15 protein-coding genes are annotated in these 15394 nt (G+C 70.5%); 1 reads left to right on the top strand and 14 read right to left on the bottom strand.

What is annotated here, in order from left to right:
• Positions 1-9: 9 nt before the first annotated feature.
• The 6 genes from hpf to R2J75_RS10050 form a co-directional block, all read right to left on the bottom strand.
• Positions 10-342 carry a ribosome hibernation-promoting factor, HPF/YfiA family gene (gene hpf, locus R2J75_RS10075; protein WP_243333995.1) on the bottom strand — a complete coding sequence of 111 codons (333 nt, stop codon included), beginning with the start codon at positions 340-342 and terminating at the stop codon, positions 10-12.
• Positions 343-430: 88 nt separating this feature from the next.
• Complete coding sequence (gene rpoN, locus R2J75_RS10070) at positions 431-1996, bottom strand: RNA polymerase factor sigma-54 (protein WP_316410057.1); 1566 nt, start codon at positions 1994-1996, stop codon at positions 431-433.
• Positions 1997-2734, bottom strand: a complete 738-nt coding sequence (lptB, locus tag R2J75_RS10065; protein WP_243333998.1) for an LPS export ABC transporter ATP-binding protein — start codon at positions 2732-2734, stop codon at positions 1997-1999.
• The gene (locus R2J75_RS10060) at positions 2731-4443 is read right to left on the bottom strand and encodes a hypothetical protein (protein WP_316410056.1); all 1713 of its coding nucleotides are present in this window, start codon (positions 4441-4443) and stop codon (positions 2731-2733) included. Before R2J75_RS10060 ends, lptB begins: the two co-directional genes overlap by 4 nt.
• Positions 4440-6095, bottom strand: coding sequence for a single-stranded-DNA-specific exonuclease RecJ (locus R2J75_RS10055; RefSeq protein ID WP_316410055.1), 1656 nt, complete (start codon positions 6093-6095; stop codon positions 4440-4442). The genes R2J75_RS10060 and R2J75_RS10055 overlap by 4 nt, the downstream gene beginning before the upstream one ends.
• Entirely contained in the window at positions 6092-7042 is a 951-nt protein-coding gene (locus tag R2J75_RS10050) for an acetyl-CoA carboxylase carboxyltransferase subunit alpha (RefSeq protein ID WP_243334005.1), read from the bottom strand. Before R2J75_RS10050 ends, R2J75_RS10055 begins: the two co-directional genes overlap by 4 nt.
• A gap of 147 nt (positions 7043-7189) precedes the next feature.
• On the opposite strand from R2J75_RS10050, the gene R2J75_RS10045 reads away from it, so the two are divergent.
• Positions 7190-7732, top strand: a complete 543-nt coding sequence (locus R2J75_RS10045; protein ID WP_243334007.1) for a hypothetical protein — start codon at positions 7190-7192, stop codon at positions 7730-7732.
• Between the two features lie 108 nt (positions 7733-7840).
• Here R2J75_RS10045 and R2J75_RS10040 read toward each other — a convergent pair whose 3' ends face one another.
• The 8 genes from R2J75_RS10040 to fabZ form a co-directional block, all read right to left on the bottom strand.
• Positions 7841-8350, bottom strand: coding sequence for a hypothetical protein (locus R2J75_RS10040; protein WP_279342144.1), 510 nt, complete (start codon positions 8348-8350; stop codon positions 7841-7843).
• A gap of 265 nt (positions 8351-8615) precedes the next feature.
• The gene (locus tag R2J75_RS10035; RefSeq protein WP_316410054.1) at positions 8616-9776 is read right to left on the bottom strand and encodes a zinc-dependent alcohol dehydrogenase; all 1161 of its coding nucleotides are present in this window, start codon (positions 9774-9776) and stop codon (positions 8616-8618) included.
• Positions 9777-9810: 34 nt separating this feature from the next.
• Positions 9811-10314 (bottom strand): hemerythrin domain-containing protein, encoded by a 504-nt coding sequence (locus tag R2J75_RS10030; protein ID WP_243334015.1) that lies wholly within the window; start codon positions 10312-10314, stop codon positions 9811-9813.
• Positions 10315-10458: 144 nt separating this feature from the next.
• The gene (locus R2J75_RS10025) at positions 10459-11076 is read right to left on the bottom strand and encodes an NTP transferase domain-containing protein (RefSeq protein ID WP_243334017.1); all 618 of its coding nucleotides are present in this window, start codon (positions 11074-11076) and stop codon (positions 10459-10461) included.
• Between the two features lie 31 nt (positions 11077-11107).
• Complete coding sequence (locus R2J75_RS10020) at positions 11108-13126, bottom strand: M13 family metallopeptidase (RefSeq protein ID WP_316410053.1); 2019 nt, start codon at positions 13124-13126, stop codon at positions 11108-11110.
• Between the two features lie 65 nt (positions 13127-13191).
• A complete protein-coding gene (era, locus tag R2J75_RS10015; protein ID WP_243334021.1) occupies positions 13192-14121 on the bottom strand; it encodes a GTPase Era in 930 nt (309 codons plus the stop codon).
• Positions 14114-14899 carry an acyl-ACP--UDP-N-acetylglucosamine O-acyltransferase gene (lpxA, locus tag R2J75_RS10010; protein ID WP_316410052.1) on the bottom strand — a complete coding sequence of 262 codons (786 nt, stop codon included), beginning with the start codon at positions 14897-14899 and terminating at the stop codon, positions 14114-14116. Before lpxA ends, era begins: the two co-directional genes overlap by 8 nt.
• Complete coding sequence (gene fabZ, locus R2J75_RS10005) at positions 14896-15375, bottom strand: 3-hydroxyacyl-ACP dehydratase FabZ (RefSeq protein ID WP_243334025.1); 480 nt, start codon at positions 15373-15375, stop codon at positions 14896-14898. The genes lpxA and fabZ overlap by 4 nt, the downstream gene beginning before the upstream one ends.
• Positions 15376-15394 lie beyond the last annotated feature (19 nt).

Here is a 15394-nt window from a genome sequence, read left to right as displayed (position 1 = left end):
AACCGGCCGTCAGGCCTCGCGTTCCGTGGCCAGCGCCTCATGGACCTTCACGCTGAGGCCCGTCTGGCGCTTGCCGGCATGCTTGTGGGCCTGGGTCTCCAGCTTGTCCAAGGCTTGGGCCAGGCTCTGGTACATGTCGGGGCTCTCGGCGGAGGCGACGAAATCGGCGGTCCGGGTCTTGAGCGTGATTTCGGCCATGTGCCTGAACTTCTCGACGCTGAAAATCACATGGACGTCGATGATGTCGTCCAGGTAGGCCTGCATCTTGTCCAGACCCTCCTGGGCGGACGCGCGCAGGGCGTCCGACACTTCGACGTGGCGGCCGGTGTAGATGACCTTCATCGTGGACTCCTTGAAGGATTGGACCCCGGAGGGTCCGGTGGAAAACGGCACTGCCTCACGAATAAGGTGCGCCGTCCGGGGTGAACGTTCACCGTCTCCGGCGACGGGAGGCGGGTGGGATCCGGATTTCCTCCCGGTACTTGTTCACGGTCCGTCGGGCGACCTTGATGCCGTCCCGTTCCAGCAGCTTGGCGATGGTCTCGTCCGAAAGCGGCTTCGCAGGGTCCTCGGCCTGCACCAATGCCTTGATCTTGTGCTTGACCACCGTCGCGGAGACATCGTCCCCGCTGTTGGATCCCAGGCTGGCACTGAAGAAGTAATTCAGGTCGAAGAGCCCCTGGGGGGTGTGGATTGTCTTGGCCTTCACCACACGCGAAATAGTAGATTCATGGAAGCCCGTCGCTTCCGCCACGTCCCGCAGGACCATCGGGCGCAGGCGCTCGATGCCGTGCTCGAGGAAATCGCGCTGGAGGTCCACGATGGCCGCGGACACCCGGAGGACGGTCCGGTTCCGGTCCTCGACGCCCCGGATGAAATCCCGGGCGCTGCGGTACTTGTCCCGGATGAAATCCTTGTCGTCCTTGGCCTCGGCGGCCGCCAGGAAGTGGCGGTACTCCCCGCTGACCCGGAGCCGGGGGACCGTCTCGTCGTTGAGGTAGACCTTCCAGGCGCCATCCTCCCCCTTGAGGACCACCACGTCGGGCTTCACCACCCGCTCGTTCTCGGGATCGAAGGCCCGGCCGGGGGTGGGGTGGAGGTGGCGGAGCACGGCGAGGGCCTCGTTGAGGTCCTCCTCGGAGCAGCCCATGGCCTTGCGGAGCTTGGCGCTGTCCCGCTGGCTGAGCAGTTCGCTCTGCTCCTGGATGATGCGCACGGCGAGGTCATCCGGCTCGGCGCCGGCATGGCGCAGCTGGAGGAGCAGGCTCTCCTTGACGTTGAAGCAGCCGACGCCCGAGGGATCGAATTCCTGGAGGATCTCCAGCAGGTCCGTCAGCAGGTCCAGGGGGATGCCCAGGTCCTCGGCCAGTTCCCGGGGGGAGGTCTCCGCGGGCTGGTCCGGATCCAGGCGCAGGAAGCCCTTGGGATCCACGTGGTCGATGAGGGCCTCCATGGGCCGGGCCCGGGGATCGTCGGGGTCCATCACCTGGTAGAGCTGGGCGAGCAGGTGCTCCTGGAGGGTCTCGGTGCTGCTGAGCCGGTCCTCCCAGCTCATGCGCTCGTCCTCGGGGAGGCTGCTGGTCCGGGGGATGTCCAGGTCCCAGCTGTTCTCGGCCCCCATCTCGATTTCCTGGACCTGGCTGATGCCCTCCTCGGTGAACCGCTCCAGGTCCGCCTGGGGGTCCATCTCGGCCGGGGCGTCCGGCAGGGGGCCCAGGTCCACGGAATCCACGCCCTCGGGGAGTTCGGCGTTGGCCTCGGCCCCCTCGGCCACCTCGCTGTCCCGGCCCTCCTCCAGGGCCTCCAGGGTGGGGGTCTCGTCGCCGTCCTCCAGGAGCTCCAGGAGGGGGTTCTCGCCGAGTTCCCGTTCAATGGTCTGGCTGAGCTCCAGCAGGTTCATCTGCCACAGCTTCAGCTTCAGCTGCATGGCCGGGGTCAGGGCCAGGGTCTGGCTCTGGGTGAGGCGCTGGGAAAGTTGCGGTCCGAGGTTCGCCATTCAGTCCAGCCTGAACCGGTCGCCCAGGTAAACCCGGCGAATGTCCGGGTCTTCCGCGATGTCCTGGGGGAGGCCGTGCTTCATGATCATTCCATCTGCAAGAATGTACGCCCGGTCCGCAATCTGCAAGGTTTCGCGCACGTTGTGGTCCGTGATGAGCACGCCGATGCCCCTGGCCTTCAGATCGGCAATCAGACCCTGGATCTCCAGCACGGATTTGGGGTCCACCCCCGCGAAGGGTTCATCGAGGAGCATGATCCGCGGATCCGTCACCAGGGCCCGGGCCATCTCGCACCGGCGGCGCTCGCCGCCGGACAGGGACATGCCCAGCGTGTCCCGGACCTTGTGCAGGTGGAAATCGGCCAGGAGCTTCTCGCAGCGGGCCACCTGCTCCGCTCGGCTGAGCGGCTGGAGCTCCGCCAGGGCCATGAGGTTGTCCCAGACGCTCAGCCCCCGGAAGACGCTGCTCTCCTGGGGCAGGTAGCCGATGCCCAGCCGGGCGCGGCGGTGCATGGGTTCGGACGTGATGTCCCGGCCCAGCCACCGGATGGTGCCCTGGTCGGGGGCCTCCACGCCGACCACCATGTAGAAGGTGGTGGTCTTGCCGGCGCCATTGGGACCCAGGAGGCCCACCACTTCGCCGGGGGACATCTCCAGGGAGACGCCCCGGACGACGCTCCGGTCGCCGTAGCGCTTGTGCAGGTTGGTCGCCTCCAGGCGGACGGCCGTTTCGATCATGGCCGGACCTCCGTGACGGCCCGGACCCCGCCGTGCCATTTGGCTGCTTGATTGACGGGATCCAGGTCGAGGGCCTCCCCCCGGCCTTCGCCCATGCGGCCCTTTAATACAACTGATCCATTGGCAGAGATTTGCTTCACAGTGTTCCCCGGCCCTAGCGTTACCGAGATGCGGTCGGCTTGCAAGCGCCACCCCTCCCCCGTGCAGGTCACGCGCCCGTCCAGGTTCAGGAGGGAACCCCGCGCGTCCGCCTTGTCGGCCTGCAGGTTGATGTCGCCCCCCTGGCCCGCGAGGGCGCCGGAGATGCCCTCCGGGAAGCGGACCACGTCCCCCATGCGCTGCACCTTCATGCCCGTGAGCCGCTGGCGCAGCCGCGTCCAGGTCACCGGTCGGCCGGTCAGGGTCATGGCCCCGTCCTCCCACACCAGCTGGTCGCCCCGGACCAGGGCCCCGTCGAAGAACCGGGCCTGGATCGGGCCCTTGAAGACCCAGCGCCGGGTGCTGCCCTCCCCCGCCCCCGCGGAGAAGGTGCCCAGCTCGCCCCGGCCGAGGACGGGGGCCTGGACGCGCCAGGTGCGGGTGCGATGGCGGCCGATCATGCGCGGACTGGAGAGGGTCCGGGGCCCCCAGGTGAGCACGGCCTGGGGTTCGGCCCAGGTCTCCCCTTCCCGCAGGTCGGCGGGCAGATCCGGCCCCGGGCCGGTGCGCTGGAGCACCCGGGGGGCCCGGAGGATGGCAGTCGCCTTGTCGGCAGGCTGTTCCAGGCGCACGTCCCCCTCCAGGCGGAGGCCGGCGGAGGTCCAGCGGGCGCCCTGGGCGTTGACCGCCTCCGTGCCCCCCTCGATGGGGCGGGTGGCCTGGAACTGCCGGAATTCCATCTGGTCGAAGGGCTGGCCCTTGGGAGGCCGGGGGGCCACGCCGCCCTCGGCGGACCCGGTCCAGCCGTCCCCCCGCTGGAAGGTCACGGGCGCCAGGAACGTCACGGTGGGCAGGGTGATGTCCACCCGGTGGGCCTGGACCGCGCCGCCGTCCAACCGCGCATCCACCCCCCCGAGGGTGCCCTCCTGGAAGCCCAGGGTGGCCTCCATGGTCGAGGCGGTCAGGGTCTGGAGCGCGCCGGGGTGCGCGGCTTCCCACCGCACGGGACCCCGCGCCACCTTGAACCGGCCATCGAGGCTCCGCGTCCAGCCCGCCGGCAGGAACCAGCGGCCCTGGCCGCTCCCCTCCAGGTCGTCCCAGACGAGGGGGCCCAGGCCCGTCCACACGCCCTGGTTCCAGCCCAGGGCCGGCCTGGGGTCGGTCATGAAGCCGCGGCCCGTCAGGACGCCCTCCAGATCCTTGGCCTCCACCTGCAGGGGACCCATCAGGGTCCAGGCCCCGGCCTGTCGCGTGGCCGACGGGGAGACCATGCCCCAGACGGTGCCGGGCTCCTCCAAACGGCCGGCCACCTTGCCCAGGCGCACCTCCTCCCGGGTGCCCTCGATGGTGTCGTAGGACAGGGCGAAGGTCCCCGAGCCCAGGTGCTCCACGAAGGTGCCGAAGCGGCCCTGGGTGCCCTCGCCGGGGTAGGCGGCGGCGCCGGGCTTGAGGGCCCGGGGGCCCCGGGCCATGAAAAGCCCGGTGGAGCCGGCGATGGCCAGGACCAGGAGCCAGCCCACGGCCCGCCAGGCTGGATGGCGGGTGCTCAAAAAGCGGCGGAACGGGCTCATGGGGCCTCCGCCAGGTCCAGTTCACCCTCGACCCGCCAGGCGCGGGGCCACCGGAGGCTGTCCTGGGGGGAGACGGCCAGGGAGACCCGGCCCGCGTAGGGCGGCGGCGCCTCCCCGAAGACCGTGAATTCGCTGCGGACGCCCTTCAGCTTGAACCTGTGGACGCCCTTGAAGGACCGGAAGGCCCCGTCCACCTCGCCCTCCACCTGGAAGACGGGTTCGGGGAAGCCCTGGCCGAAGGGTTCGAGGCGGTCGAGCTCGGCGGCGTCCGGCACCTCCGCTAGGCCCCGGCCGTCCACGGCCAGGACGGCCGGCCCCATGGCGCCAGCCTGCGCCGTCGCGCCCAGGTTGAGGGCCCGCCGCAGGAAGGTCTCGCGCCCCGCGTCGAAGGTGAGGCCCGCGGCCTGGCGGTGGCCCCCGAAGGTGCGCAGGAAGGGCTTGGCCTCCTCCAGCAGGCGCATGAGGTCGTAGCCCTCCGGCGCCCGGGCCGAGCCCTGGGCGACGCCGTCCACCACGGTGCACACCGCGGAGGGCCGGTTGTAGGTGCGGGCCCGCTGGCCGGCGACGATGCCGAGCACGCCCTTGTGGGCGCCGGGGCAGACCACCAGGTCGAAGGGCGCGTCGCCGGGAGGCGGCAGGGCCGCCGCCAGGTCCTCCTGGACCGCCCGCCGCTGGGCATTGAGGCCTTCGAGGCGCGCCGCCAGGGCCTCCGCCTCCTCCGGATCCTTGGACAAGAGCAGCCGCACGGCATCCTCGGCGCCGCCCATGCGCCCCACCGCATTGAGCCGGGGGCCCAGGCGGAAGGCCACGTCCCGGGCCCGGAGCGGGGCCTCCACCTTGGCCATGCGGAGCAGGGCCGCCAGGCCCGCCGCGTTGGGGCCGCCGAGGGCCGCCAGGCCCTCCTTCACCAGCAGGGCGTTCTCCCCCAGGAGGGGCACCTTGTCGGCGATGGTCCCCAGCGCCACCAGCTTGAGGAGGGCGCGCAGGAAGGCCGGCTGGGCCGCCGGTCCCCCCTGGGAGAGCTCGGCCACCGCCTGGGCCAGCTTGAAGGCGACCCCTACGCCGGACAGCCAGGGGTTGGGATAGGCGTCCAGGCCCGGGTGGACCACCGTGCAGTCAGGCATCGTGTCGCCCAGGGCATGGTGATCGGTGATGATCCAGGCGACGCCCAGGTCACGGGAGGCGGCCACCTCGGCCGCCGATCGGACCCCGCAGTCCACGGACACCAGGAGCTCCGGGCGGCGGGTTTCCACCAGGTCCTGGATGCAGGCCTGGTTCAGGCCGTACCCGTCGCTGAACCGGTTGGGGATGAAGAAGTCCACCTGGGCGCCCAGGGAGGCCAGGACGCGGGTCAGGAGCGCCGTGGCGGTGACGCCGTCCACGTCGTAGTCGCCGTACACGCAGATGCGGGCCTTCCGGTCGATGGCTTCGCGGAGCTGGCGCGCGGCGGCGGCCACCCCGGGCAGGAGGAAGGGGTCCGTGGCCCGGCCCAGGTCCGGGTCCAGCCGCCAGGCCAGTTCCTCCGCGTCGGCGTTCCGGAGCCAGGCGAGGCGCGCGGCTTCCAGGGAGAGGCCGAAGCGGTCCGCCAAGGGCCGCCAGGGATCGCTCGAGGTCAGGTGGGCCCGGCGGAGCCGCCAGGGCAACGGATTCATGAGATGACGCTCCCCATGCGGGCGAACTTGGTGTAGCGCTGGTCCACCAGGGCCCGGGCGTCCAGGGGCGCGAGGTCCGCGAAGGCCTTCGTCACCGCCTCCTTGAGGAGGACGGCCGCCTGGTCCCAGTCGCCGTGGGCCCCGCCCAGGGGTTCGGGCACGATCGCGTCGATGATCCCCTGTTCCAGGAGGTGGGGGGCGGTCAGCCGAAGGGCCTCGGCCGCGGCCGGGGCCTGGGCGGCGTCCTTCCAGAGGATGGAGGCGCAGCCCTCCGGGGTGATGACGGAATAGACCGCGTACTCCTGCATGAGGACCGTGTTGGCGACCCCCAGGGCCAGGGCGCCGCCGGAGCCGCCTTCGCCGATGACCACGGCGACGACGGGCACCTTCAGGCGGGCCATCTCCTTGAGGTTGCGCGCGATGGCCTCGGCCTGGCCCCGCTCCTCGGCGTCGAGGCCCGGGAAGGCCCCCTGGGTGTCGATGAGACAGAGCACGGGGCGGTTGAACTTCTCCGCCAGCTTCATGAGTCGCAGGGCCTTGCGGTAGCCCTCGGGGCGGGGCATGCCGAAGTTGCGGATGATCTTCTGCTTGGTGTCGCGGCCCTTCTGCTGGCCGATGACCATCACCGGCTGCCCGGCGATCCAGCCCAGGCCGCCCACGATGGCCGCGTCGTCCGCGAAGGCGCGGTCCCCGTGGATCTCCTCGAACCGGTCGCAGATGCGCTCGATGTAATCCAGGGTGTAGGGGCGCCGGGGGTGGCGGGCCAGCTGGGACCGCTGCCAGTCCGTGATGGACGCGAAGACCTCGGCCTTCAGCTTCTCGGCCTTCTTCCGGAGCCGCTCCCGTTCCTTGGCCTTGGCGGGATCCATCTCCAGGGCGCGGATCTGGGCTTCCAGGTCCAGGATGGGGCGCTCCAGCTCGGCCAGATCAGTGGGTTTTCCGTTCAAGGGCACCTCGAGTTTGGAAATCCCAGTTTAGAAGGCCCGCGCGGCCCTGGCCAGCCCCGCCCTGCCCCGCCCCCCCAGCCCCCGCCCGCGAGGGGTCCGCCGGACAAAAACCGGCATCGATGGTAAGTTCAAGCCTGGAGGTGCCACATGAACGCAAAGGCTTTCGCATGCTTCGCGGCCGGGATCCTCCTGGCCGAGGCGCCGGTCCCCGTCGTGGCCGGCAAGGACCTCAAGACGGTCCCTGGACCCATCAGCGGCACGCCCCAGCTCCGCGACCCCGCCCCCCTGCTGGGCGCCACCCACATGGATGCGGTCCTCCGGCGCAGCGCCCGCAACGGCGCCTCCGTGCCCTGCGTCGCGGCCCCCGCCGGCACCGTGGCCATCGAGGACGCCGTGCCGGCCCCCGCGGGCTGGAAGGCCTACCAGGTGCTGGCGGCCCCGGGCGAGACCGTGAAGGCCCGGCTCCGGGGCGATCACACGGGCTGGTTCATCATCCGCTGCGTCAACCGCATGGGCACCCTCTCCCAGGGCATGCTCCAGAACATGATCCCCACGGGCAACCCCGAGGCCTCCTTCATCAACCAGGGCAAGGAGGCCGTGAACGTCTACTTCGTGGTGGACACCACCGTCCTGCTCACCGGATCCGAACCCTTCACCCTCACGATCACCCGGGAACCCGCGAAGCCCTGAGGGCCGGCGCGGGATCCGGGGCCGGACCCCACCGCCCGCGAAGCCCCCTCCACGCGGGCCGCGGGCCGGTGAATGCGCGGGCATTCACCGGCCCGGACCCGGTGGTTCCTAGCGGCGGCCTTCCTGGGAGGCCTGGCCCCCCTTGCGGCCGATGTCGGCCATGTGGGAGCTGCTCTGCTGGCTCCCGCGGCTTTCGCCGCCCTTCTTGCCGATCTCGGACATGTGTTCCCGGTCCTGGCTCACGGTCTCGCCGCCCTTCTTGCCGATCTCGGACATGTGCTCCCGGTCCTGGCTCACGGCCTCGCCGCCCTTCTTGCCGATCTCGGACATGTGTTCCCGGTCCTGGCTCACGGTCTCGCCGCCCTTCTTGCCGATCTCGGACATGTGTTCCCGGTCCTGGCTCACGGTTTCGCCACCCTTCTTGCCGATCTCGGACATGTGCTCCCGGTTCTGGCTGACGGCTTCGCCCCCCTTGCGTCCGATCTCGGACATGTGTTCCCGGTCCTGGCTCACCGTTTCCCCGCCCTTGCGGCCGATCTCGGCCATATGCTCGGGTCCCCGGTTCCCCCCGCGGTTGGCGTCGGAAGCGTGGGCCTGCTTATCTTTGTTTTCGGACATGACGGTCTCCATGCCTGGCTGGTACCAAGCCATCGTTGGGTTAGGTTCGGGGAATCAGCTCCCCACCGAAACATAGCGTTCAGGCCGGATGCGTCAAGCCGGGTCAAGGCGCGGAACATGAATAAAACGACTAGGTTATGATGAATCTATGTTTTTTTAGGGATGAAGCTCGAATGAAATGATCCAACCCATGGCAAGGCGCGGAAAAGGCATGCTGAATTCATTCAAAAAAGAAATCAGTGTCAAACCTTGCAAACAAGCGCCTTCATGGACGGAGGACCACCTTCCGGCAGTCCTCCGCGCGGGTGTCGAAGATCCGGTAGCCTTCGGCGGCCCGGGCCAGGGGCAGCCGGTGGGTGATGATGGCCTCGGGCTTCAGGCGGCCCTCCCGCACGTGGGCCAGGAGGGCCGGCAGGAGGCGGTGCACGTGCGTCTGGCCCATCTTGAGGGTGAGGCCCTTTTCGAAGGCATCCCCGAAGGTGAATCCGTGGATGAAGCCGGCATAGACCCCGGGCACACTGAGGGTGCCGCCCCGCCGGGCCGCGGCGATGCAGGCGCGGAGGGCCGCGCCGGACCCGCCCTCCAGGTGGAGGTTGGTCATGACGGTCTCCAGGGCGCTGCCTTTGGCCTCCAGGCCCACCGCGTCGATGACCGCGTCGGCGCCCCGGAAGCCGGTGCGCTCGATGATGACCTCGGCCGGGTCCACCTCGTCGAAGTGGATGGGGTAGGCGCCATAGGCCGCCTGGGCGAAGGCCAGGCGATAGGGATGGTGGTCCACGACGAAGAGGGGATCCGCGCCCAGCATGCGGGCGCAGGCCGCGGCCATGAGGCCCACGGGCCCCGCCCCGAAGATGGCGACGCTGGTCTCGGGGCCGACGCCCGCGTCCAGGACCGCCTGGTAGCCGGTGGGCAGGATGTCGCTGAGGAAGAGCACCCGCTCGTCCTCGAGACCCTCCTCCACCTTGAGGGGGCCCACGTTGGCGCAGGGCACCCGCAGGAACTCGGCCTGCCCGCCGGGAATGCCCCCATAGAGGTGGGTGTAGCCGAAGAGGGCGGCGCCGGGGCGGACGCCCTTTCGGTTCAGGAGGGACCCCGGGCCGGTGTTCGTGGTCTCGCAGGCGCTGGTGAGCTGGCGCTGGCAGAAGAAGCAGCTGCCGCACGCGATGACGAAGGGGACCACCACCCGGTCGCCGGGGCGCAGGTCCCGCACGGCCCGCCCCACCTCCACCACCCGGCCCATGCATTCGTGGCCGAGGATGTCCCCCTCGTGGAGGGCCGGCAGCTTCCCCCGGTACAGGTGGAGGTCCGAGCCGCAGATGGCGGTGGCGGTCACCTGGACGAGGATGTCGTCCGCGGCCGACAGGACGGGATCCGGCACCGTGTCCACCCGCACGTCCCGGGTGCCGTGCCAGGTCAGGGCGCGCACGGGCGCCTCCCGGGGGCGGGGCGGGCCGGCGAGATCACTGGGCCTCCCGCTCGGCCAGGAGGGCCTCCTTGCGCGCGAGCATCCGATCGCCCAGTTCGTCCAGGTCCAGGCGGGACTGGAGGATGCGGGGGAACATGGCGTCCTCCTCCTCCCGGATGTGGTGGACGACGTACTCGCCCAGGACCGTGACCTTGGCGTTGTACAGCTCGTCCGCCGCCTCCATCTCCTGGATCTGGGCGATGAGCTCGCGGGTCTCCCCGTGCTCCACCTTCGCCTCGTTCATCAGCTCCGGGTCGTGGATGGCCTTCCGCACGGCGGGGTAGAAGACCTGCTCCTCCAGGTCCGCGTGGACGAGGAGCTCGAGGCAGGTCTCCTCCACGAGGTTCTCCTTGTCGATGGGGTCGCCCTTCTCCTTGAGCCGGGAGAAGGCTGTGAACATTTTCTGGACTTTCTGGTGATCCTCCTTCAGGAGGTCGAGCGCGTTCTGCTTGGCGCGTTTCAGGTCGTCCTTGGTGCGTTTGGGCGCTTTCGTGGCCATGGCATCCCTTCCGTAGTCCAGGCGTTCGCCGCCGGGGACATGGAGGGAAATATAGGGCGCCCCGGAGCCGGGGCCATGCACGGGTTTCGCCCGCCCGATAAAGCTCGGAAAAGGGACGCTGGCGCAGGCCAGGCCCCGGAAGGCTCAGGACCGGGGCTCCGCCTCCCAGCTGCGGCGGGCCTCGGGCGTGTCCACGTCCTCCCACCAGGGCCCCGGCCAGTCGAGCCGGATGCAGGCCAGGTCCGCCGCCAGGGCGTGGAGGCTGGAGGCCGTGCTCCGGGCCAGGGCCGGCAGCAGGGCCTGGCCCAGGAAGCCGCCCAGCCATTGGGCGGGCCCCTGCGCGGGGCCGGCCACCACCCAGGCCGCGCCGTCGGGGTCCGCGGCTTCGGCGGCCCGGTACCAGGCCGCCAGGGCCGCCGGGGTCCAGCGCACCTGGTCGCAGGGGGCCACCCACCACCGGCGGGGGGTCCCGCCCTCCTGGGCCGCCCAGGCCCGGAGCGCGGCCGCCGGCCCCTGGCGCGGATCGGCCACCCGGGGCAGGCCGGGGTGGTCCGGCAGGGGCTCGCCGAGGATGCGGAGGGGGCCTTCGGGGAAGACGGTCCGGAAGACCGCCACCCCGTGGCCGCCCCAGGAGCGACCGCCCGGATGGGGGAGCTCATGCTTGGCCGCCCCCATCCGGCGCCCCCGCCCTCCCGTCAGGAGGACGAGGCCGGCGGCGGGACCGAGGACCGGGAACCCTCCGGAGCTTTCAGGGGTGGACATGGTGCGATCGATACCTCGGGTGCGCTGGCCCCTACCAGAGGGTGAACTGGGCGTCCGTGGCGGACCGGGCCTCCGCGGGGGTGCCGAAGGCGGCGTGGAAGGCCGGAAGGGCCGCCACGGAGCCCTTCACCCGCCAGCGCTCGGGGCAATGGACGTCGGACTGGACGATGGTGCGTTCCATCTCGGGACGGACATTGGTGCGCCAGCTCTGGGCGAAGCCCACGAAGAACCGCTGCTCAGCCGTCAGCCCCGCCTGGACGGGCTGGGGCCGGCCAGCGGTCGCCAGCTTCCAGGCGTCGAAGGCGATCTTGAGGCCGCCGATGTCGGCCAGGTTCTCGCCCAGGGTCTGGCGGCCATCGATGTGCACGCCCGGGAAGGGCTCATAGGCCGCGTACTGGCGCACGACGGCCTCGGTCTGGGCCGTGTAGGCCTTGCGGTCCTCGGGGGTCCACCAGTCGCGCATGTTCCCCTCCGCGTCGTACTGGCTGCCCTGGTCGTCGAGGCCGTGCATCAGCTCGTGGCCGATGGTGGAGCTGAGGAGGCCGTAGTTGCTGGCCTCGTCCGCCTTCAGGTCGAAGAAGGGGGGCTGGAGGATCCCGGCGGGCAGGACGATCTCGTTGAGGGAGGGGTTGTAGTAGGCGTTGTTGGTCTGGGGGGTCATGGCCCATTCGTTCCGGTCCACGGGGCGGCCCAGCTTCGCCATCAGCCGGCGGAACTCGAAGGCCTTGGCGGCCTGGACGTTCAGGACGTAGGGCTGGTCCTTCAGCGCCATGGCGCTGTAGTCCCGCCACACGTCGGGGTAGCCCACCTTGGGGTTGAGGGCGTCCAGCTTCTTGAGGGCCTGGGCCTTCGTGGCCTCCCCCATCCAGGTCGCGCGGCGGATGGAGGCCCGCAGGGCCTCCACGTGGAAACGGACGATCTCCTGGACCTTGGCCTTGGCCTCCGGGGGGAAGGCCCGCTGCACGTACACGCGGCCCAGGTCCTCCCCGATGCCCCGGTCCACCACGGCCAGCACCCGCTCCCAGCGGGGCCGGAGCTCGCGGCTGCCGGTGAGGGTCTTGCCGTAGAAGGCGAAGTCCTCCGCCTCGAAGGCCTTCGGCAGGTAGGGGGCCGTGGCGCTGAGGAGGTGGAAGGTCAGGTAGGCCCGCCAATCCGAGGCGGGCGCCCGGCGCGCCAGGGCCGCGAAGCCCTTGAAGAAGTCCGGTTGGCACACATCGAGGGTCGCCTGGGCGGCGGGCAGATCCACGGCGGCGAAGTAGGCGGCCCAGGGGAAGCCCGGGGCCTGGGCGGCGAGCTGGGCGCGGGTGAGCTTGTGGTAGTTGGCCTCGGGATCCCGCAGGTCGGCCAGCTTCCGGCTGGCCTTGGCCAGGCGCGTCTCCAGGGCGAGGATGCGTTCGGCCTGGCCGGGGGCGGCCTTGGGGGAGATGCCCGCCAGCTCAAGCATGCGGGCGATGTGGGCCACGTAGGCCTTCCGCTGGCCGCGGGTCACCTCGTCGTCCCGGAAGTAGAACTCGCGCTCGGGCAGACCCAGGCCGCCCTGGCCGAGGATGGGCAGGTGCTCCCGGCTCGCCTTCTCGTCCTGGCCCACCGTGAAGAAGAACCCGGCCCCGACGCCCTGGGCGTGGAGGCGGCCCAGGACCTCGGCCAGCCGGCGCGGGCCGTCCACCCCCTGGATGGCCGCCAGGAGGGGCCGCAGGGGGACGAGGCCGGCCTTCTCGATGGCCGCCTGGTCCATGCCGCTCCGGTAGAAGGCGCCGATGCGCCCCGTGGGGGTGCCGGCGGCGGCCTTCGTGTCCTGGACCGCCGCTTCCAGGATCTCCTTGAGGATGGCCCGGTTCCGGGTGTCGATCTCCAGGTTGACGCCGCAGGAGGCGCGGTCCGCCGGAATGGGCTCCTTGTCGAAGGCCCCGTTGGCGTAGCGGTAGAAGTCCGCCCAGGGCTTCACCCCCCGGTCCATGAGGGCCGGGTCCACGCCGGGGGCGGCCGCCGGGGCCGGGGCCGCGGCCAGCAGCAGGATCAGGCCGGGAACGAGGGAACGCAGGCTTCGCATGGGGACTCCAAGGGTCGTATGCCCTTCATCCTACCAGCGGGAAGCGCCGCGCCCCCGCGTCCGGCTCAGAGTTCCAGCTTGTCGAGCTGGTCCGGGCGGTCGCGCCAGTCCTCTTCGACCTTGATGCGCAGCTCGAGGCGCACGGGGCGCTGGAGGAGCTTGCGCAGCTCGCGCTGGGCGCTCGTGCGGATGTCGCTGATCATGGCGCCCTGCGAACCGAGGAGGATCTTCCGGTGGCCGGCGCGCTCCACGAGGACCTCGGCCTCGATGCAGGTGCCGCCCTCGGGGCCGTCCTCGGGATAGGCCTCCTCGCCGGCCTCGGTCCAGGCGCGGATGACCACCGCGACGCCGTGGGGCACTTCCTCCCGGGTCTTGCGGAGGATCTTCTCCCGGATGAACTCGGCGGCCATGCTCCGCTCGGTCTGGTCGGTGAAGGTGTCGTCCTCGAAGGCCCAGGGGCCCTCCGGGGCGTCGCGCTCCAGGATCGACCACAGGGGATCCAGGTTCTGGGCCAGCTTGGCGCCCACGGGCACGATCTCCCGGAAGGCCAGGAGGTCCTTGTAGGCGGCGATCTTCTCCAGGAGCCGGCCCTTGGAGACGAGGTCCAGCTTGTTCAGGATGAGGTAGACCGGCTGGCGGGCTTCCTTCAGGCGCTTGGCCAGGTCCCGCTCCCCGGGGCCGAGGAAGCCGTCGGCGTCCACGACCCACAGGATCAGGTCCGCCTCCGCCAGCGCGATGTCCACGTGGTGGAGCATGCGCTGGTTGAGGGCGTGGCGGGCCTGGTGGACGCCCGGGGTGTCCAGGAAGGCCAGCTGGACGGGGCCGCGGTTGACGACCCCCGTGATGCGTCCCCGGGTGGTCTGGGGGGTCTGGCTGACCGCGGCCAGCTTCTCCCCCACCAGGGTGTTGAGCAGGGTGGACTTGCCCGAGTTGGGCAGGCCCACCAGGGCCACGGTGGCGTATCGCCCGGCCTGGGCGCCCCGGGCCTCAGCCACGATGGATGCCCCGCTTGGAGGAACGCATGAAGTCCAGCAGCTCCTTCACCTCGGCGATGTGGCCCAGCTCGGACTCGGCGCGGGCGACGGCCTCCTCGCGCAGGAGCCCGCTGTGGAAGAGGATGCGGTGGGCCTTGACGAGGCCTTCCACGGTCTCCTCCTTGAAGCCCTTGCGGCGCAGGCCGATGACGTTGACGCCGTAGCTCTTGGTGTCGCGGGCGCCGGCGGTCTTCATGAAGGGCAGGACGTCCAGGGTCGCGACGGTGAACCCGCCCATGAAGGCGTGGTTGCCGACGCGGCAGAACTGGTGCACGGCGGAGAAGGCGCCGACGTTGCAGCCGTTGCCCACCTCGACGTGGCCGGCGAGGGTGGCGCAGTTGGCGAAGATGTTGTTGTTGCCCACGTGGCAGTCGTGGGCCACGTGGGAGCCCGTCATGATGAAGTTGTCGCTGCCCACCGTGGTGAGCCCGCCGCCGCCCTCGGTGCCCCGGTGCAGGGTGCAGCCTTCGCGGAAGACGTTGCGGTCGCCGATGACGAGGCGGGTGGGGGCGCCCTTGAACTTCAGGTCCTGGGGGCCCATGCCCAGCGTGCAGTGGGGGTAGATGTCGTTGTCCTCGCCGATCTCGGTGTGGGGGCCGATGACGACGTGGCTGCGCAGCTGGGTGCGGGCGCCGATCCTGGCGTTCCCCTCGATGACGCAGAAGGGCCCGACGACCACGCCGTCGGCGATGACGGCATCGGGGCTGATGACGGAGGAGGGATGGATCTGGGCGGTCATTGGGCCTCGCTCTGGGGGGCGTCCACCAGCATGGACATGAATTCGGCTTCGGCGACCTTCTGGCCGTCCACGAAGGCCTCGCCCCTCAGCTTGGCGATCTTGCCTTTGAGGGTCATGACCTTGACGTCCATGATCATCTGGTCGCCGGGGACGACGGGTTTGCGGAACTTGACGTTATCGATGGCCATGAAATAAATGAGCTTGTCATGGCGGTTGGGCACCGTGGTGAGGACGAGGCAGCCGCCCGTCTGGGCCATGGCCTCCACGATCAGCACGCCGGGGAAGACCGGATTCTTGGGGAAGTGCCCCTGGAAGATCAGCTCGCCCATGGTGATGTTCTTGACGCCGCGGATCCACGCGCCGGGCTCGTAATCGAGGATCCGGTCGACCAGCAGGATGGGGTAGCGGTGGGGCAGCAGGTCCTGGATGGCGAGGACGTCCAGGGTCCTGGGCTTGCGTTCCGGTGTTTCAGACATGGTCACTCCAGCCTTCCAT

This window comes from Mesoterricola sediminis, from assembly GCF_030295425.1.
GTDB lineage: Bacteria > Acidobacteriota > Holophagae > Holophagales > Holophagaceae > Mesoterricola > Mesoterricola sediminis.
This window is presented reverse-complemented; position numbering and strand designations above follow the sequence as displayed.